Origin of the sequence: Marichromatium purpuratum 984, from assembly GCF_000224005.2 — a bacterium.
Lineage (GTDB): Bacteria > Pseudomonadota > Gammaproteobacteria > Chromatiales > Chromatiaceae > Marichromatium > Marichromatium purpuratum.
In genome coordinates this window covers 1,041,671-1,060,006 of the sequence record NZ_CP007031.1, presented here as the reverse complement: position 1 = coordinate 1,060,006, position 18,336 = coordinate 1,041,671, and the positions used below count along the sequence as shown (strand labels likewise).

Below are 18,336 nucleotides of genomic sequence, written 5' to 3'. Positions count from 1 at the left end.
ATACATTCGGTCCCGCGCTGCCTAGGCATCGCGGTGTTCCCGGGGACAGCACGAACGCGCCCCGGCGTCTCGCCATTCCGGCTCGTCCGAGCCCGGGCGTCCTCCGCCGACACAAGCCCGCACCCGGCACCTGGCCGATGGCTCCTTGAAGAAACCGATTATCATTTTTACCTGGACTCCTGCGACCAGCCGATGAGTGTGCCGATCAAGACCCCAGAAGAAATCGAGAAGATGCGTGTCGCCTGCCGGCTCGCTGCCGACGTGCTCGACATGATCGAGCCGCACGTCCAGCCCGGCGTGACCACCGAGGAACTCGACCGCATCTGTCACCAGTACATCACCGAGGTGCAGCAGGCGATCCCCGCGCCGCTCAACTATCACGGCTTTCCCAAGTCGATCTGCACCTCGGTCAACCACCAGGTTTGCCACGGCATCCCCGGCAACAAGCGCCTCAAGAAGGGTGATGTGGTCAACATCGATGTCACCGTCATCAAGGACGGTTTCCACGGCGACACCAGCAAGATGTTCTTCGTCGGCGAGCCTTCGATCCTCGCCCGCCGCCTGAGCACGGTCACCCGCGAGGCGCTGTTCATCGGCATCGATCAAGTGCGCCCCGGCGCCACCCTCGGTGACATCGGTCACGCCATCCAGCACTTCGTCGAGGGCAAGGGCTTCTCGGTGGTGCGCGAGTACTGTGGTCACGGCATCGGTCGCGGCTTCCACGAGGATCCGCAAATCCTGCATTACGGCTCGCCCGGCACCGGACTGGAGCTGCGCGAGGGGATGATCTTCACCATCGAGCCGATGGTCAACGCCGGCAAGCGCCACATCAAGCAACTGCCCGACGGCTGGACCGTGGTCACCAAGGATCGCAGCCTCTCGGCACAGTGGGAGCACACGCTGCTGGTCACCAGCGACGGCAGCGAAATCCTCACCCTGAGACGCGAGGAGCGCGAGGACAACGAGGACTGAAGCCATGAGCGACACCGCGCCCACCCCTGCCCCGTCCCAGGCCCCCGACCCACTGCCGCATCGCGCCCGCATCGACAGTTACCGGGAACGACTCAGGGTCGGGCGCGAGTCGCTCTACACCCGCTTCGACCAGGGCGCACCGGTCACCGAACTGGTGCTCGCCCACAGCGACCTCATCGACGGCGTGCTGCGCGACCTCTGGGCCGAGCACCTCGGCGACACTGAGAGCGCGACGCTGGTCGCCGTCGGCGGTTATGGCCGACGCGAGCTGCAACCGGCCTCCGACGTCGACATCATGGTCCTGATCGCGCCCGACGCCGAGCCGCGCCTTGCAAACCAGCTCGAGATCCTGCTTACCCTGCTGTGGGACATCGGACTCGAGGTCGGACACAGCGTGCGCAGCGTCGAGGACTGTGTACGCGAGGCCGACCAGGACGTCACCGTGATGACCAACCTGATGGAGGCGCGTCTGCTTGCCGGCGGCAGCGCGCTCTATGCGCGCATGCTCGAGGTCACCGGTCCGGGGCGGATCTGGGACAGCGCCCGTTTCTTCGCCGCCAAGACCGCCGAGCAGCGGGCACGCTGGGAGAAATACGGCGGCACCGCCTACAATCTCGAGCCCAACATCAAGGAAAACCCCGGCGGACTGCGCGATATCCAGATGATCGCCTGGGTAGCCAAGCGCCACTTCGCCGCCAGGACACTCCACGACCTGGTTCGCCACGACTTCCTCACCGAGGCCGAGTACCACACCCTGATCGAGGGACAGGCGCTGCTGTGGCGCATCCGCTTCTCGCTGCACCGTCTCGCCGGACGACGTGAGGACCGGCTGCTGTTCGACCACCAGCGCGCCCTGGCCCACGCCTTCGGCTTCTGCGACGGCCCCAACAACCTCGCCGTCGAGCAGTTCATGCAGCAGTACTACCGTACCGTGCAGGAACTCAACCGCCTCAACGAGATGCTGCTGCAGCTGTTTCGCGAGGCGATCCTGCTGCGCGACGCACTCGGCCCGCCGGTATCCATCAATCGCCGCTTCCAGTCGCGCAGCGGCTATCTCGAGGTGGTCAATCCGCGGGTCTTCCAGCGCTATCCACTGGCGCTGCTCGAGGTCTTCCATCTACTCCAGACCCGCCCCGAACTCGAAGGCATCCGCGCCAGCACCATTCGCCTGATCCGCGAGAACCATCACCGCATCGACGCCAAGTTCCGCGACGACCTGCGCGCGCGCAGCCTGTTCATGGAGATCCTGCGCGAGCCCAACGGGCTGACCCACGCGTTTCGGCGCATGAACCGCTACGGCGTACTCGCCGCCTATATCCCCGCCTTTGCCAATATCGTCGGACGGATGCAGTACGACCTGCTCCACGTCTATACCGTCGACGAACACACCCTCAGCCTGATCCGCAACCTGCGCCGCTTCGCCATCCCCAAGCACGACGCCGAATTCCCGCTGTGCAGCGCCATCGCCCGGCGCATCCCCAAGATCGAACTGCTCTATCTCGCCGGACTCTTCCACGACATCGCCAAGGGACGTGGCGGCGATCACTCCCAGCTCGGCGCTCGCGACGCCTGGGATTTCTGCCAGCAGCACAGCCTCAGCGCCTTCGACAGCCGCCTGGTCTCCTGGCTGGTGGAGAACCACTTGGTGATGTCGATGACCGCCCAGCGCAAGGACATCAGCGACCCCGAGGTGATCCAGACCTTCGCCGAGCGCATCGGCGACCCCAACCGGCTCGACTATCTCTACCTGCTCACCGTCGCCGACGCCCGCGCCACCAACCCCGAGCGCTGGAACGGCTGGAAGGACGCGCTGCTGCGCGAGCTCTATCACGGCACCCGCCGCGCCCTGCTGCGCGGGCTCGACAATCCCCAGGCGCAGGACGAATTGATCCAGCAGAAACAGCTCGAGGCGCTGCGACTGGTCGCGCGCTACGGCGCCGACCCCGACGCCTGCCGCCGGCTGTGGAGCAAGTTCAGCCTCGACTTTTTCCTCCACAACTCACCCGACGAGATCGCCTGGCAGAGTCGCCAGATCCTCTGCGCCGACCCCGAACTGCTGCCACTGACGGTGATCCGTCCGGTGACCGCGCGTGGAGCCAGCGAACTGTTCATCTACACCGCCGATCGCATCAACCTGTTCGGGCGCACCACCGCCATGCTCGATCAGCTCGGACTGAGCATCATGGACGCACGGGTGATGACCACCGACGACGGCATGGCGGTGAGCAGCTACCAGGTGCTCGACCAGGGCGGCAACCCGGTCGACGGCGCACTGCGCATGGAAGAGATCCGCACCGCGCTGACCGAGGAACTGCTCCACGAGGAAGACAGCGAGATCCGCGTCGCGCGCACGCTACCACGCCGTCACCGCTGCTTCCCGGTCGACACCCGGGTGAGCTTCTCCACCGACGAGCCCAACCGCCGCACCATCATGCGCCTGAGCACCCTCGACTGCCCCGGCCTGCTCGCCGAGGTCGGTGCGGTGTTCCGCGACTGCGGGGTACGGCTGCAGAACGCCAAGATCGCCACCGTCGGCGCCGAGGTCGACGACGTCTTCTTCATCACCGACACCGACGACACCCCGATCACCTGCGAAAACGCCCTCGCCTGCCTGCGCCGCGAGGTGTGCAAGCGTCTCGAACAACACACCCGGGACGAGCGCTGACCCAGGCGGCCAGCGAGAGCTTGAACCACAAAGACACGAAGACCGCAAAGGGGTTTGGATGCAAGACGCCGACGCCGCTCGCCACTGGCGGCTGGTGGCTGACCGCTGGCGACTGGCGACTGGCGACTGGCGACTGGCGACTGGCGACTGGCGACTGGCGGCTGGTGGCTGGTGGCCGCTTCCCCCTTCGCGTCCTTGGCGGCTTTGCGGTTCAATCCGCTGACTGCTGGGCGCAACGGCCGCCCCCATGGAGCCGCCCCCGCCCTTCGCCTATACTAGATGCTTTTTCCCAGCGTCCGGCGCGCTCACGCGGCCCGTCGGCCAGTAGCCCCCGTTGTCTCTATGAACCCGGATCTGGACCGTCTCCAATCCTACCCCTTCCAGCGTCTCGCGACCCTCAAGCAGGGGCTGGAGCCGCCGCCCGATCGCAATCACATCGCGCTCTCGATCGGCGAACCCAAACACCCCACGCCGAGCTTGGTCAGCGAGGCGCTGATCGCGCACCTGCACCGGCTCTCGGCCTATCCCACCACCCGTGGGCTGGCGCCATTGCGCGAGGCGATCGCCGACTGGCTCGGCCAGCGCTTCGCGCTTGGCGCGGGGATCGACCCAGAGCGCCAGGTGCTGCCGGTCAACGGCACCCGCGAGGCGCTGTTCGCCTTCGCCCAGGCCTGCGTGACACGCGCCACACCGGCCCCGTTGGTGCTGATGCCCAACCCCTTCTACCAGATCTACGAGGGCGCTGCGCTGCTCGCCGGGGCCGAGCCGCGCTATCTGCCCTGCACCGCCGAGACCGGGTTCATGCCCGACTTCTCGGCGGTCGACGCAGCGACCTGGAAGCGCTGTCAGCTGCTCTATCTGTGCTCGCCGGGCAACCCCACGGGCGCAGTGGCCGATCGCGAGACCCTCGCCGAGCTGATCGCCCTGGCGCACCGCCACGACTTCGTCATCGCCTCCGACGAGTGCTACTCCGAACTCTATCTCGACGAGCAGGCGCCGCCGCCTGGACTGCTGGAGGTCTCGGCGGCGATCGGCAACCCCGACTTCTCGCGTTGCGTGGTCTTCCACAGCCTCTCCAAGCGCTCCAACGCGCCGGGGCTGCGCTCGGGCTTCGTCGCCGGTGACACCGAGGTGATCGAACGCTTCTTCCTCTACCGCACCTATCACGGTTGCGCCATGCCGCTGCACCACCAGCACGCGAGCATCGCCGCCTGGCGCGACGAGGCACACGTACGCGAGAATCGCGCGCGCTATCGCGAGAAATTCGCCGCCGTCGCCGAGGTGCTCGACGGCGCGCTTCCGCTCAGTCTCCCTGAGGCGGGTTTCTATCTCTGGCCCGAGACCCCGATCAGCGACACCGAGCTGGCGCGCCGGCTCTATGCCGAGGAGCACGTCACCGTGCTGCCGGGCAGCTTCCTCTCGCGCACCGTCGATGGCCACAATCCGGGCGAGCGGCGTATCCGTCTCGCCCTGGTGGCCCCGCTCGACGAGTGCGTCGACGCCGCTCATCGCATCCGCCGCTGTCTCGCGCGGCTGTGATCCGGCGTCCCCGACCGAATCCGTTCCAACCTTCAGCAACGAGAGAACCGAGCCCATGAGCGAGCAACAATCCATCATCGTCGAGGCCTTCGAGCGCCGCGCCGAGATCACCCCGCGCAGCGTCGAGACCCATGTACGCGACGCCATCCAGGACACCATCGAGCGACTCGACCGCGGCGAGCTGCGCGTGGCCGAGAAGCGTGATGGCGACTGGGTGGTCAACGACTGGGTGAAGAAGGCGGTGCTGCTGTCCTTCCGCATCACCGACAACGAGTTCATGAAGGGCGGCTTCACCAACTACTACGACAAGGTGCCCTCGAAGTACGCCGACGCCAACTCGCGCGAGTTCCGCGAGGCCGGGGTGCGCGTGGTGCCGCCGGCGACCGCGCGCAAGGGCGCCTACATCGCCCCCGGCTGCGTGCTGATGCCTTCCTACGTCAACATCGGCGCCTATGTCGATTCCGGCACCATGGTCGACACCTGGGCCACGGTCGGCTCCTGCGCGCAGATCGGCAAGAACGTACATCTCTCCGGCGGCGTCGGCATCGGCGGCGTGCTCGAGCCGGTGCAGGCCGCGCCCACCATCATCGAGGATAACTGCTTCATCGGCGCGCGCTCGGAGATCGTCGAGGGCGTGATCGTCGGCGAGGGCGCGGTGATCTCGATGGGCGTCTACATCGGCCAAAGCACCAAGATCTACAACCGCGAGACCGGCGAGATCTGCTTCGGCCGGGTGCCGCCCGGCGCCGTGGTCGTCCCCGGCAGCCTGCCCGCGAAGGACGGCAGCCACAGCCTCTACTGTGCGGTGATCATCAAGCAGGTCGACGAGAAGACCCGCGGCAAGGTCGGCATCAACGAGCTGCTGCGCGACATCTGATGACCATCGTGCTCTACGGTATCGCCAACTGCGATACCGTGCGCAAGGCGCGCGCCTGGCTACGGGCGCGCGATATCGATCATCATTTCCACGACCTGCGCGCCGACGGCCTCGATCCCGCACGGCTCGACGTCTGGCTCGCCGCGCTCGGCTGGGAGCAGCTCATCAACCGCCGCTCGGCGACCTGGCGCCAGCTCCCGCCCGAGCAGCGCACCGCGCTCGACACGGCGCGCGCCCGCGCGCTGGTGCTCGCCCACCCCACCCTGATCCGTCGCCCGCTGCTCGAGCACGGCGAAATCGTTCGGGTCGGCTTCAGCGCCGCAGACTACGAGACCTGGTTCCAGCAATGACCCTCTCCCCCACCCTGCAGCTCGCCCATGAGCTGATCGCGCGCCCCTCGGTCACCCCCGATGACCAGGGCTGCCAGCAACTGCTCGCCGAGCGCCTCGCCGCGCTCGACTTCCGGATCGAGGCAATGCCCCGCGACGGCGTCACCAACCTCTGGGCCCGTCGCGGCGATCAAGCCCCGCTGTTCTGCTTCGCCGGACACACCGACGTGGTGCCGCCCGGTCCGCTCGAACAGTGGGACTCGCCCCCCTTCGCGCCGACCATCCGCGACGGGCTGCTCTACGGGCGCGGCGCAGCGGACATGAAGGGCTCGATCGCCGCCTTCGTCTGCGCGCTGGAGGCGTTCGTCGCGCATCACCCCGATCATCGTGGATCGATCGCGTTGCTGATCACCAGTGACGAGGAAGGGCCCGCGACCGCGGGTACGGTGGAGGTGATGCGCCGTCTCGACGCACGTGGCGAGCACATCGACTACGCGCTGGTCGGCGAGCCGTCGAGCAGTCAACAGCTCGGCGACACCATCAAGAACGGGCGCCGGGGCAGCATCAGCGGCTTTCTCAAGGTGCGCGGCAAGCAGGGCCACGTGGCCTACCCGGCGCTCGCCCGCAACCCCTTCCACGAGAGCGCCCGGGCGCTGGCCGATCTCGCCGCCGAGACATGGGACCAGGGCAATGATCACTTCCCGCCGACCAGCCTGCAGATCGCCAATCTGAACATGGGGACCGGGGCGGAGAACGTGGTGCCGGGCGAACTCGCCGCGCAATTCAATCTGCGCTTCTCCACCGAACTCGACGCGGCCACCATCAAGCGACGAGTGACCGCCATTCTCGATGCCGGCGGCTTCGACTACGCGCTCGACTGGCGACTCTCGGGCGAACCCTTCCTCACCCCCAGCGGCGCGCTGGTCGAGGCCGCGCGCGCGGCGATCGCCGAGCACTGCGGCATCACCACCGAGCTGTCGACTGCTGGCGGCACCTCGGACGGGCGCTTCATCGCCCCGAGCGGCGCACAGGTGGTCGAACTGGGGCCGCGCAACGCCACCATCCATCAGATCAACGAGTGCGTCGGGGTCGACGAACTCGACCAGCTCAGCGACGTCTACGCCGGCATTCTCGAACGACTGCTGGGAAACGCGGCCTGAGACTCAAACAGACAGCAGCGGCGCGCGCTCAGGGCGCCAGCCGCTGCTGCGCCGCCTCCGGCAACACGATATTGAGTTCCAGCACCTCGTGGGCGTCTTCCTGCTCGTAGTTGACCGAGACCGCATTCATGTCGACATCGACGTACTTGCGGATGACGTCGATGATCTCCTGCTGCAGCTTGGGCAGATAGGAGGGGCGGTCGCGCGCGGCCCGGTCGTGCGCCACCAGGATCTGCAGCCGTTCCTTGGCAACGTTGGCGGAGCCCTTCGGCTGCGAGGAGCGGAAGTAGTCGAGTAGGCCCATGGGTCACCCTTTGAATAGACGGCTCAGGAAGCCCTTCTTCTCCGCTTCGGTGAAGCGGTGCGGGATATCCTCCCCAAGATAGCGCGATACCGTGTCAGCGTAAGCCTGTCCGGCATCGCTGTCACGATCGAGGATCACCGGGACACCGGCGTTGGAGGCGCTCAGCACCGCCTTGGACTCGGGGATCACCCCGAGCAGGCTCAACGACAGGATCTCCTGCACGTCCTCGACACTGAGCATATCGCCGTTGTCGACCCGACGCGGATCATAGCGGGTCAGCAGCAGGTGCTCGCGAATCGGCTCCTCGCCGTTCTCGGCGCGGCGCGACTTGCTCGACAGGATACCGAGCATGCGATCGGAGTCACGCACCGAGGAGACCTCTGGATTGGTGACCACGATGGCATCATCGGCATAGTACATCGCCATGGTCGCGCCATGCTCGATCCCGGCGGGCGAATCGCAGACGACGAAGTCGAAGCTGTCGGAGAGTTCCTCGAGCACTCGCCCCACCGCGTCCTTGGCCAGCGCGTCCTTGTCGCGGGTCTGCGAGGCCGGAAGGATGTAGAGGTGGTCGCTGCGCTTGTCGCGGATCAGCGCCTGGTTGAGGGTTGCCTCCTCCTTGATGACGTTGACGAAGTCATAGACGACGCGTCGCTCGCAACCCATGATCAGGTCGAGGTTGCGCAACCCCACGTCGAAGTCGACCACCGCCGTGCGCTTACCCTTCTGGGCCAGTCCCATGGCCAGCGCGGCGGCAGTGGTCGTCTTGCCGACCCCGCCCTTACCCGAGGTGATTACGATGATTCTCGCCAAAGTTGCAGCCTCCTAATGGGGAGTGTTCCGTTCGTCGGTCCCCGGATCGATTCACAGTTTCTCGATGCGCAGGATCTTCTGATCGAGAAAAATCTGCACCGGGACCCCCTGCAGCTCGGCGGGGATGTTCTCGCTCACCCGGTAGTGGCCGGCGATGGCGACCAGCTCGGCCTGCAGGTCCTGGCAGAAGATTCGCGCCTCCAGGTCACCGTTGACACCCGCCATCGCGCGACCGCGCAGCGGGCCGTAGACATGGATGTTGCCGTCGGCCATCAGTTCGGCCCCGGAGCTGACCGCCCCGACCACCGAGAGGTCGCCGCCGGCGGCATAGTGACGCTGCCCGGAGCGCACCGGACGGGCCACCAGCATCGAGGCGCGCGCCGGCTCCTCGGCGGCGGCGTGCTCGGCACCCTCGGCGTTGGCGCTACCCGCCCGCGCGGCACGCGAATAACTCTCGCCCAGCACCGCCAGCTCCATGGTCTCGGCGCTGGCGTGCTGTGCCTTGCTGCCGCCCCGTACACCGAAGGGGATCATGCCGTAACCACGCAACAACCCCACCAACAGCGGGAACTCGACCTCGCCGCCGGCAAAGTCGCCGAGATCGATCACGATCGGGGTGTTGCGGAAGAAGTCGGGGGCCTGGCCGACCTTGGCGCTGAGCTGATTGGCCACGGCTTCCATGTCGTCACCGAGCAGTCTGAAGATCGGCAGGGTGAACCCCGCCGCCTTGAGCTCGAAGGCCGCTGCGGCCTCACCTTCGAGCGATTGTGGATTCGCTGCCATAGTGTGATCTCGAGCGTCTCGCGCCCCCAGGTCTCCATGCTGTAGTCCCGCCGGCCGCTGCAGCGCGGACGACCACCCTGTCGAGCGGCAATGCTACCCGTTCGACGCGCGCCGGCATAGAGTGAGAGGGACGAAGCGTCGTCATGGATCCGCCAGCCGGCGGTATGACGCGACGCCCCGTCAGCCCACCGCCCTCAGCCTGGCGGCCATTGCAGCGCGCGACCACCGAGCACGTGCAGGTGCAGATGGAACACCGTCTGCCCGGCACCGGCGTTGCAGTTGATCACGGTGCGATAGCCACCCCGGGCGATCCCGGCCTGTTCGGCCACCTTGGCGGCGACCAGCAACAGCTTGCCGAGCAGTTCGGCATCTTCCGCACCGGCCTCGCTGAGAGTCCGGATCGGTTTGCGCGGGATCACCAGCAGGTGGGTGGGCGCCTGCGGACTGAGGTCGCGGAAGGCGACGACGTCCTCGTCCTCGTAGACGAGGTCGGCCTCGACCTCGCCGCGGGCGATCTTGCCGAAGATGGTATCGGTCATCCTGATGTTCGCTCCCAAGATCGAGATATCGCCCCGCTCGGGGGCGGATGACCGGCGCGGCTCTGGCCCGCCGGTCCCTTCAGAAGGCGCGGCGCCCGGCAAGGGCGAGCGCCAGGGTGCCGCCGTCGAGCGCATCAAGGTCCCCGCCCAGGGGCACGCCCTGGGCGATCCGGGTGACCGCGACGCCCTGCACCGTGGCCAGCTCGGCGACGAACTGCGCCGTCGCTCCGCCCTCGACCGTCGGGCTGATGGCGAGCACCAGCTCACGCACCACGCCCTCGGCCAGCAGCGCCTCGAGCCGGTCGAGTCCCAGCTCGGCCGGACCGATCCCGTCGAGCGGCGAGAGCCGCCCGCCGAGGACGAAATAGCGTCCACCGAAGTCGGTGGCCTGCTCGATGGCGACGACCTCGGAGGGCTGCTCGACCACGCACAGCAATCCGGCATCGCGGTGGGGATCGGCGCAGATCGCACAGCGCTCGCGTTCGGTCAGGGTGCGACAGCGATCGCAGTGACCGATACGAGTCATCGCCTCGGCCATCACCCGCGCCAACCGCGCCCCGCCCTCGCGATCACGCTCGAGCAGGTGGAAGGCGATGCGCTGCGCCGACTTCGGCCCGACCCCGGGCAGACAGCGCAACGCATCGATCAGCTGATCGAGCAGGGCCCGCTCGCTCATGCGCGCTCGACCAACGGACTCAGAAGGGGAACTTCATGCCCGGAGGCAGCGGCATGCCGGCGGTCACCGACGACATGGTCTCCTTCATCTTCTCGGCGACACGCTGGGTGGCGTCGTTGATCGCCGCCGAGATCAGGTCCTCGAGCATCTCCTTGTCGTCGCCGAGCAGCGAGGGATCGATCTCGACACGCTTGGTCTGGTACTTGCCGTTCATGGTCACCTTGACCATACCGCCACCGGCCTCGCCGGTCACCTCCTCCTCGGCCAGGCGTGCCTGCGCCTGCTGCATCTCTTCCTGCATCTTCTGCGCCTGCTTGAGCAGGCCACCGAGTCCAGCTTTCATCTTGGATCTACCTCGTTGACGGGTGATTGGGGACATCGCGCCCCCGGCGGGGACAACGCATGACGCGACGCTCGCAGTGGCGCACGCGTCGCGTGCCGGACGCAAGGATACATGGCTCGAGCGGACGCGGGGAGGCATCACAACGGCCAGCGCCCGGCATGCGCGTGACTCAGCCCTGCGGCTCGATGCTGCCCGGGACCCAGTCGGCGGCGAGCTGCTCGCGCATCCGCTCGGCCACCGGGTCGGCGTACATCGTCTCCTCGGCCGCGCGCTGGCGCGCCTCGGCCTCACGCACGCGACGCTGAGCGAGTGTCTCCTGTTCGGGGCGGGCAATCTGGAACTCGAGGCGCACCGGCTCGCCGAGCGCGCCCTCGAGCGCCTCGCGCAAACGGCTCTCGGCCGTAGGCACACGCAAATGCTCGACCGCCGGGTCCAGACTCAGCAGCAGGCGGCCATCGGCCCAGTCGAGAAAACCACAGTTGTGCGCCAGCTCGCCGGCGATCCCACGCACCCGCAGCCCGGCGACGAGCTGCTGCCACTGCGCCGGGGAGCGGAGGTCGGGACGGGGGGCGGTGACAGGCGCGCGCGGCGATGATACAGCGGGCGCTGGCGCCGACGGCTCGGAGATCGGACTCGGGTCGGCGACCTCCCAAGGCGGCACACCAGCGGCGGGCGCACTGTCCGGCGAGGGCGCAGCAGGCACCGCCGCAACGGACGCAGGCGCCGATGGCTCGGGAGCCGGGAGCGGCGCCGGGGCGGCAACCTCCCAGGGTGGCGTACCAGAGGCGTTCGGGCCACGGCTCGGCGCTGGCGCACTCTGACGGGGTGCGGCCGGGGGGGCGGGACGCGGATCGGGAGGCCGACGCGCAGCGGGTGCGCCGTCGGGCTGCCCGGCGGGCGAGGCGGGGCGGAAGGCGAGCGCGCGCAGCAGCACCATCTCGAGTCCGGCGCGCGGATCCGGCGCGAGGGCGAGATCGCCCTGCCCGGTCAACGCAACCTGGTAGTAGAGCTGCACGTCCTCGGGCGAGAGGCGCGCGGCGAGGGCGCCGAGACGGTCCCCATCGGGATCGTCGGCGGCAAGCAGCCGCGGCACCTGCTGAACCAGCGCCAGACGATGCAGCAGCGCGATCAGCTCGCGCAGCAACTCGGCGTAATCGGGGGTGAGCGCGGCGACGCGCTCGACCTCGGCGAGCAGCGCGGCACCGTCGCCGCTGGCCAACGCCTCGACCAGCGCCAGCACCACCTCGCCGTCGAGGGTGCCGAGCATGGCGCGCACCTCGGCCTCGACCAGCTGACCGCCGCCGAAGGCGATCGCCTGATCGAGCAGGCTCAGCGCGTCACGCATGCTGCCATCGGCGGCGCGCGCGAGCTGGGCCAGCGCCGGGGACTCGAACGCCAGCCCCTCGGTCTCGAGCACATGACGCAGGTGCGCGCCGATCTCGTCGGGCAGCAGACGGCGCAGGTTGAACTGCAGACAGCGCGAGAGCACGGTCACCGGCAGACGCTGCGGATCGGTGGTGGCGAGCAGGAACTTGACGTGCGGCGGCGGCTCCTCGAGCGTCTTCAACAGGGCATTGAAGCTGTGCGCCGAAAACATGTGCACCTCATCGATGAGATACACCTTGTAGCGACCGTGCGCCGGGGCATAGGGGACGTTGTCGAGCAGTTCACGGGTCTGGTCGACCTTGGTGCGCGAGGCCGCGTCGACCTCGATCAGATCGACGAAGCGCCCGGCATCGACCTCGCGACAGGTCGCGCACTGACCACAGGGATGTGCGCTCACGCCCTGCTCACAGTTGAGCGACTTGGCGAGGATGCGCGCCAGGGTGGTCTTGCCGACCCCGCGGGTACCGGTGAACAGATAGGCGTGATGCAGCTGGCCGCGATCGAGCGCATTGGCGAGCGCCCTCACCACATGCTGCTGGCCGACCATATCGTCGAACGACTTGGGGCGCCACTTACGGGCGAGCACCTGGTAGGACATGCGCGACTCGAATCGGTCGAAACTCTGTTGCAGGGCGCGCACGCGGGCGAGCGCGGGGAGCTTCCTAAGGGTGGCGTCTGGCGTCGCGGACCGAGGCCGGCGTCAGCGCGGAATCTGGGGCGGCAACCCGCGCCAGCCACACCCCGGCACACGCTTCAACCGCTGCGGCTGCTCCCTTCCGGGCCTGACCGGGTTCACGATCTCACGTTGCGAGGGGACCGACACGGGTCACCATAACGCTCTTGCAACCATCAGACGATGACGACAAGAGCGCGAGAGATTAACAAAGTGCGCCACGGAAGACAAACCGGGAGCCAGCTACCAGCTACCAGCTACCAGCTACCAGCTACCAGCTACCAGCCGACAGCTATCAGCTTACAGCCCTGGAGGCTGGCGGCTGGCGGCTGGCGGCTGATAGCTGGCCTCGGCAAGCGCGCGCGGCGCTGCTAGAGTGGGACGAGTTCCGCAACCGCCCGACCCCGACCGCCATGCGCCCGATCTCGCTGACCCCACTGCTGTTCGCACTCGCCCTGCCCGCGCCGAGCCTAGCGCAGGAGCCCGACACCGATGCCTGGGAGCGCGCTCAGAGCACCGCCGCCGCGTGGTGGCAACGTTCGCGCGAGCTCGCCGATCAGGCTGCGGCCGACGCCCGGCGACTACTCGGCGACGACGGCGCCGACCTCGGTCGCGCCTGGGAGCGGGCGCGCCCCGAGCTGGAGGAGGCGCTGACCCTCACCGAGCGCCAGGCGACGCTGCCCGAGCGCGCCTGGTTCGGTCCCGACCGCAACTCCAACCAGGCCGAGATCGACGCCCTGCTCGATCGCGCCGTCGCGCTGCTCTCGGTCTCGCCAGCGCTCGCCCAGCGTGCGCGTATCCGCGAGCTCAACGCCCGTATCGTCGAGCTGCGCGCCCAGATCGCCGAGTCCAGACAGCAGCAGCTCACCGCCCCCGAACAATCGACCCTGCTCAAGACCCGCGCCGACCACGCCGCGGCGATCGCCCGCGACCAGCGCGAGATCACCGAAGTCGAGGCCGAGATCGCCGCGATCGAGCGCGGCTTCGCCGCCGAGCTGCGTGCCATGGGGCTGGACATCGATGACGAGCAGGTCCGCTTCCTGCTCTCGACCGTGGTCGGCGACAACGTCGTCGAACTCGGCATCCTCTTCGACAACGTCCGCACCCTCACCGAACAGCTCGAGGCGCTGGTCGCCGAGAGTGGCGAGGATCTGGAGAGCGCGCGTCGCTACTACGGACTCTACGTGGTGCTGCTGCAGACCCTGGAGCACCTCCACCGCCGTATCGAGCACCAGATCGAGGACGACTACCTGCCGCGCATCGACGCCATCGCCGAGCGCGCCCGCACGCTCGCCGCCGAGACCCGCACGCTCAAGGCGCAGAACCCCGAGCGCGCCGCGCTGCTCGAGGCCAACCTCGAGGCGCAGCGCGTCACCGGCGAGGCGGCGGCGGTCTATCGGGGTTATCTCGAGGACCAGGCACGCCAGATTCGCACCGCGCGCGCGCAGCTCGCCGGCGACATCGCCACCGCCTGGAACACCTATCAGACGGTCAGCCTCTCGGGCGAGCTGGTGGGGCTGGTGCGTGCCAGCCAGCGCCTGCTCGAGGCACTGATGGAGCGTCAGCTCCCAACGCTGCGCCCGTTCGAGAACCTGGAGATGGAGCGCGAGATGCTGCGCCTGACCGAGCGTCTGCGCGGCCCCGATCAGGGCAGATAGGGATAGGGCTCGGCGCTGCCCAACGGGGCGTGACCGAACACCAGCTGACCGGCGGCGCCGTCGCTGAAGGCGAGTCGGCCGATACCGTTGCGACCGCTGAGATCGCGCACCAGATCCGCCCAGCCGCTGCGCCCGTCCTCGCAGTGGAATTCGTAGATCGCGGCCGGATCGCCGGAGAAGGCGCTGTAACCACCGCGACAGCGGGTCTTCGGGCTGGTCAGATTCAGTTCGCCGGTGAACAGGGTCGAGCGATAGTCGCCGCTGAATACCTCGCCGTCGACCACCGCCACCACCGGCCCCGAGGTCGAACGACCCGGCGAGGGCACCTCGGGACGGGGACGGTCGAGATTGTCGATCACCTGGCTGACACAGGTGGCATAGACCTCGATCTCGAGGTGCTCGCACAGCCGCCTGCCGTACTCCTCCGGCGGCACCTCGACGGCGATCCCGCCGAGACGCTGCGGCGGGATCAGCGCACACCCCGCAAGCAGACCGAGCAACACAACGGGCACGACGATTCTGGACATGGCGTTCTCCCTCGGCGACGGCGGCGCGGCGCGCGCCCGCCTCGACCCTCGACCGACCGCGGTCAGGCGCGGCCCCCGAGCGCCCATTGTATGTCATGCGGATGCACCGGGGCGCGATTGCCGCTACAGTGACCGCAACCGCGCCAGGGTCGAGGCGCGACCGTCACATCCCCGGAGCCTCCCGATGAGACTGCGCCAATCGTCACCGCATCCCTTTCGTCGATCGCGACGTGGTGTCGTGCTGGCCCTGGCGCTGAGCCTGCTCGGCGCCTGCAGCGACCCGCTGCTGAAGGACCAGCCCCTGCCCCGTCAGCTCGCCATCGCCGCCTGTATCGGCCAGTGCGACAGCGCCCGCGCGCATTGTCGCGAGCACGCCCGCGCCGACTATCGCGACTGCGAGGCCGGCCATACCGAGGCCTTCCGCGACTATCGCTGGTGTCTCAGCGAGGTCGGCACATTCAACGGTGAACTCGATTGCGGCTACCCCTGGTGGTCGTGCGCCGAGAACCTCTACGGCTACTGCGCCAACCGCCATCGCGCATGCCGCGAGGCCTGCGCCGCCGACCCGCACCAGCTGGCACGCTGAGCCGCGGCGCCGCTCAGCCGCCGAGCAGCAGCGCTGCGAGCACCACCAGGGCGATCTCGGTCAGCTCGACCAGGGCACCGGCGGTATCCCCGGTGAAGCCGCCGAGCCGGGCGAGCATGGCGCGGCGCGCCAGCCACAACACCGCCAGGGCGCACCCGACCAGCACCAGACCCAGTCCGCCGAGCATCAGCACACAGCCGATGAAGGCCGCGCCGCTCGCCACCCAGGCCCAGGTGCGCCCGAGATGGGCGACCTGATCGCTGACGATGCCCTGGGTGCGGGCATAGGCGGTGGTGAGCAGTAGCGGCGGCAACACCGCGCGCGCGAGCAGCGGCACCCAGAGCAGCAGCCAGGCCGCCTCGACATCGAGCAACAGCTGCAGCGCGCTCCACTTCAGCTGCAGCGCCAGCCCCAGCACCGCCACCGCCATCGGCCCGCTGCGCGGGTCCTTCATGATCTCCAGGGTGCGGGCACGATCGCCGAGCCCGCCGATCCAGGCGTCGGCACTGTCGGCCAGGCCGTCGCAGTGCAGCCCGCCGGTCGACCAGGTCCAGAAGGCCAGCAGCAGCGCCGCACCGAGCAGCGGGTCGGTGTGCTGCGCGGCGAGCGCGGCGAGCGCGAGCAGCGCGCCGAGCACCAGCCCGACGGCCGGGTACCAGGCCACCGAGCGGCCCTGGTCGGCGGGGTCGACCACGCCGGGGTCGGGAAAGGGCAGCCGGGTCAACAGCCGCCCGGCGGCATAGAAGGGAACGAGATGGGACATCAGGGACCTCGATGGGTCACCAGGCTGGGGCGGCCCGGTGAGGGTGGGACACGGACGCGACTGCGCCCGGCATGGACGACCTCGAGCAGGATCATCGCCCGCGGCGGCATCTCCAGCACCTCGGCGAGGATCGCGCGAATCACCCCGCCGTGGGTCACCACCAGCGCGTCCGGCCCGCCGCCGTCGAGCAGCGCGCGCCAGGCCGTGCGGGTCCGGGCGAGGAAGTCAGGCATCGGCTCGCCCCCCGGCGGGGTGAAGCCGAGCGGATCATCCCACAGCCGCCAGCGTTCATCCTCGGGGAGCTCGCTGGCCGAGCACCCCTCCCAATCGCCGAAGTGACGCTCTGCCAGCGCGGGTTCGAGCACCAGCTCGAGCCCGCGCCGTGCGGCCAGCTCGCGGGCGAAGGCCGCGCAGCGCAGCGATGGCGAGCTGACCACCAGCCGCGGCTCGTCGAGCCCGGCGGTGGCCGCGCGCAGCTGCGACCAGCCACGCGCGCTCAGCGGATCATCGCAACTGCCGCGCAGACGGTTCCCGCCCTCGACCTCGCCGTGACGCAGCAGGTCGATCAGCCGGCCGCGCAGGCTCAGCACGCGTTGCTCACTCCGGCCTCGTCAAAAGTCGCCATGTCGCGATGCACCGCGCAGGCCAGACGCAGCAGCGGCACCGCGGCGCAGGCGCCGGTCGCCTCGCCGAGGCGGAAGCCGAGATCGAGCAACGGATCGGCCTCCAGCGCCTCCATCATCAGCCGATGACCGGGCTCGGCCGAGCGATGCGAGAACAGCATCCAGTCGCGCGCCGCGGGCTGCAGACGCACCGCGGCGAGCGCCGCCGAGGAGACGATGAAGCCATCGATCAACATCGCCACGCCACGCTGGGCGGCGCGCAGATAGGCGCCGGTGAGCGCGGCGATCTCGAAGCCGCCGAGTCGGCGCAGCATCTCCAGCGGCGCGCGCGGCTCGCTGGCGTGCAGCGCCAGCGCGCGCGCCACCACCTCGGCCTTGCGGTTGACCCCGGCGCTGTCCAGCCCGGTGCCCGGCCCCACCACCTCGGAGGCGGCGCGATCGAGCAGCGCGGAGGCCAGCGCTGCGGCAGCGGTGGTGTTGGCGATACCGAGTTCACCACCGATGATCAGGCGCACGCCTGCGTCGACGGCGCGATCGACCGCGTCGCGCCCAATGTCAAGCGCCCGCGCAAGCTGCTCGGGGGTCATCGCCGGCTCGCGGGCGATGTTGCCGCTCCCCGGCCCGAGGGGCTCGGAGCGCACGCCCTCGACGACCTCGGAGCCGGTGGCCAGGCCCAGCTCGATGATGTCGAGCCCGGCCCCGACCGCCTTGGCCATCACCGCGACCCCCGCCCCGCCGTTGGCGATGTTGCGGACCATCTGCTTGGTGACGTCCTGGGGATAGCGCGACACGCCCTCGGCGGCGACCCCGTGATCGGCGGCGAACAGCAGCACCCGCACCGGATCGACCTCCGGGGTGGCGGTGCGTTGCAGCCCGGCCAGACGCACCGCCAGCTCCTCGAGCCGACCGAGCGAGCCCGGCGGCTTGGTGAGCTGGTCCTGACGCGCCAGCGCATGCTGCACGGCGGTCTGATCGATCGGGGGACAGGGCTCGGCGAGCCAGTCGAGGGTCGGGGTCATGGGCGCACCTCATGGATGGGAGCGATGGGCGTCGCGCAGCACCGGCGCGACGGGGTCGAATACCGCACGGGGCGGCGGAAAGGGATCGAGGACATGGCGGA

General features: G+C 68.9%; 19 protein-coding genes and 1 other RNA gene. 8 read left to right on the top strand and 12 right to left on the bottom strand.

Features of this window, described 5'->3' with window-relative positions; all coding sequences use genetic code 11:
* Positions 1–192: 192 nt before the first annotated feature.
* The 6 genes from map (at position 193) to dapE (ending at position 7,542) form a co-directional block, all read left to right on the top strand.
* A complete protein-coding gene (gene map, locus MARPU_RS04850; protein ID WP_005220355.1) occupies positions 193–972 on the top strand; it encodes a type I methionyl aminopeptidase in 780 nt (259 codons plus the stop codon).
* Positions 973–976: 4 nt separating this feature from the next.
* Positions 977–3,637, top strand: coding sequence for a [protein-PII] uridylyltransferase (glnD, locus tag MARPU_RS04845; protein ID WP_005220354.1), 2,661 nt, complete (start codon positions 977–979; stop codon positions 3,635–3,637).
* A 342-nt stretch (positions 3,638–3,979) separates the two neighbouring features.
* Positions 3,980–5,176 (top strand): succinyldiaminopimelate transaminase, encoded by a 1,197-nt coding sequence (gene dapC, locus MARPU_RS04840; protein ID WP_005220353.1) that lies wholly within the window; start codon positions 3,980–3,982, stop codon positions 5,174–5,176.
* A gap of 55 nt (positions 5,177–5,231) precedes the next feature.
* Complete coding sequence (dapD, locus tag MARPU_RS04835; RefSeq protein WP_005220352.1) at positions 5,232–6,053, top strand: 2,3,4,5-tetrahydropyridine-2,6-dicarboxylate N-succinyltransferase; 822 nt, start codon at positions 5,232–5,234, stop codon at positions 6,051–6,053.
* Positions 6,050–6,403, top strand: coding sequence for an ArsC family reductase (locus tag MARPU_RS04830; protein WP_198015510.1), 354 nt, complete (start codon positions 6,050–6,052; stop codon positions 6,401–6,403). The genes dapD and MARPU_RS04830 overlap by 4 nt, the downstream gene beginning before the upstream one ends.
* Positions 6,400–7,542 carry a succinyl-diaminopimelate desuccinylase gene (gene dapE, locus MARPU_RS04825; RefSeq protein WP_005220350.1) on the top strand — a complete coding sequence of 381 codons (1,143 nt, stop codon included), beginning with the start codon at positions 6,400–6,402 and terminating at the stop codon, positions 7,540–7,542. Before MARPU_RS04830 ends, dapE begins: the two co-directional genes overlap by 4 nt.
* 28 nt (positions 7,543–7,570) lie before the next feature.
* On the opposite strand, the gene minE is transcribed toward dapE, so the two are convergent.
* The 8 genes from minE to ffs form a co-directional block, all read right to left on the bottom strand.
* Positions 7,571–7,846, bottom strand: coding sequence for a cell division topological specificity factor MinE (minE, locus tag MARPU_RS04820; RefSeq protein WP_005220349.1), 276 nt, complete (start codon positions 7,844–7,846; stop codon positions 7,571–7,573).
* 3 nt (positions 7,847–7,849) lie between these two features.
* Positions 7,850–8,659 (bottom strand): septum site-determining protein MinD, encoded by an 810-nt coding sequence (minD, locus tag MARPU_RS04815; RefSeq protein ID WP_005220348.1) that lies wholly within the window; start codon positions 8,657–8,659, stop codon positions 7,850–7,852.
* Positions 8,660–8,710: 51 nt separating this feature from the next.
* Positions 8,711–9,442 (bottom strand): septum site-determining protein MinC, encoded by a 732-nt coding sequence (minC, locus tag MARPU_RS04810; RefSeq protein WP_005220347.1) that lies wholly within the window; start codon positions 9,440–9,442, stop codon positions 8,711–8,713.
* Positions 9,443–9,636: 194 nt separating this feature from the next.
* On the bottom strand, positions 9,637–9,981 hold the full coding sequence (locus MARPU_RS04805) for a histidine triad nucleotide-binding protein (RefSeq protein WP_005220345.1): 345 nt from the start codon (positions 9,979–9,981) through the stop codon (positions 9,637–9,639).
* Positions 9,982–10,060: 79 nt separating this feature from the next.
* Complete coding sequence (recR, locus tag MARPU_RS04800) at positions 10,061–10,657, bottom strand: recombination mediator RecR (protein WP_005220342.1); 597 nt, start codon at positions 10,655–10,657, stop codon at positions 10,061–10,063.
* A 19-nt stretch (positions 10,658–10,676) separates the two neighbouring features.
* Positions 10,677–11,000, bottom strand: a complete 324-nt coding sequence (locus MARPU_RS04795; RefSeq protein ID WP_005220340.1) for a YbaB/EbfC family nucleoid-associated protein — start codon at positions 10,998–11,000, stop codon at positions 10,677–10,679.
* A 169-nt stretch (positions 11,001–11,169) separates the two neighbouring features.
* On the bottom strand, positions 11,170–12,984 hold the full coding sequence (gene dnaX / locus MARPU_RS04790) for a DNA polymerase III subunit gamma/tau (protein ID WP_005220338.1): 1,815 nt from the start codon (positions 12,982–12,984) through the stop codon (positions 11,170–11,172).
* Between the two features lie 127 nt (positions 12,985–13,111).
* An RNA gene (gene ffs, locus MARPU_RS17020) (signal recognition particle sRNA small type) lies at positions 13,112–13,208 on the bottom strand.
* 264 nt (positions 13,209–13,472) lie between these two features.
* Between ffs and MARPU_RS04785 the strand changes: the two genes are divergently transcribed.
* Entirely contained in the window at positions 13,473–14,717 is a 1,245-nt protein-coding gene (locus MARPU_RS04785; RefSeq protein ID WP_005220335.1) for a coiled-coil domain-containing protein, read from the top strand.
* Here the strand turns inward: MARPU_RS04785 and MARPU_RS04780 are convergent.
* Positions 14,705–15,244, bottom strand: coding sequence for a hypothetical protein (locus tag MARPU_RS04780; protein WP_005220334.1), 540 nt, complete (start codon positions 15,242–15,244; stop codon positions 14,705–14,707). The genes MARPU_RS04785 and MARPU_RS04780 overlap by 13 nt on opposite strands.
* 184 nt (positions 15,245–15,428) lie before the next feature.
* Between MARPU_RS04780 and MARPU_RS04775 the strand changes: the two genes are divergently transcribed.
* Positions 15,429–15,830 carry a hypothetical protein gene (locus tag MARPU_RS04775; RefSeq protein ID WP_005220333.1) on the top strand — a complete coding sequence of 134 codons (402 nt, stop codon included), beginning with the start codon at positions 15,429–15,431 and terminating at the stop codon, positions 15,828–15,830.
* Positions 15,831–15,843: 13 nt separating this feature from the next.
* On the opposite strand, the gene MARPU_RS04770 is transcribed toward MARPU_RS04775, so the two are convergent.
* The 3 genes from MARPU_RS04770 to cobT are packed head-to-tail and all read right to left on the bottom strand — an operon-like array spanning position 15,844 to position 18,235.
* Entirely contained in the window at positions 15,844–16,593 is a 750-nt protein-coding gene (locus MARPU_RS04770) for an adenosylcobinamide-GDP ribazoletransferase (RefSeq protein WP_005220332.1), read from the bottom strand.
* Positions 16,593–17,183, bottom strand: coding sequence for a histidine phosphatase family protein (locus tag MARPU_RS04765; RefSeq protein ID WP_005220330.1), 591 nt, complete (start codon positions 17,181–17,183; stop codon positions 16,593–16,595). Before MARPU_RS04765 ends, MARPU_RS04770 begins: the two co-directional genes overlap by 1 nt.
* Positions 17,177–18,235: a nicotinate-nucleotide--dimethylbenzimidazole phosphoribosyltransferase gene (gene cobT / locus MARPU_RS04760; RefSeq protein WP_005220328.1), complete on the bottom strand. Its 1,059-nt coding sequence runs from the start codon at positions 18,233–18,235 to the stop codon at positions 17,177–17,179. Before cobT ends, MARPU_RS04765 begins: the two co-directional genes overlap by 7 nt.
* Positions 18,236–18,336 lie beyond the last annotated feature (101 nt).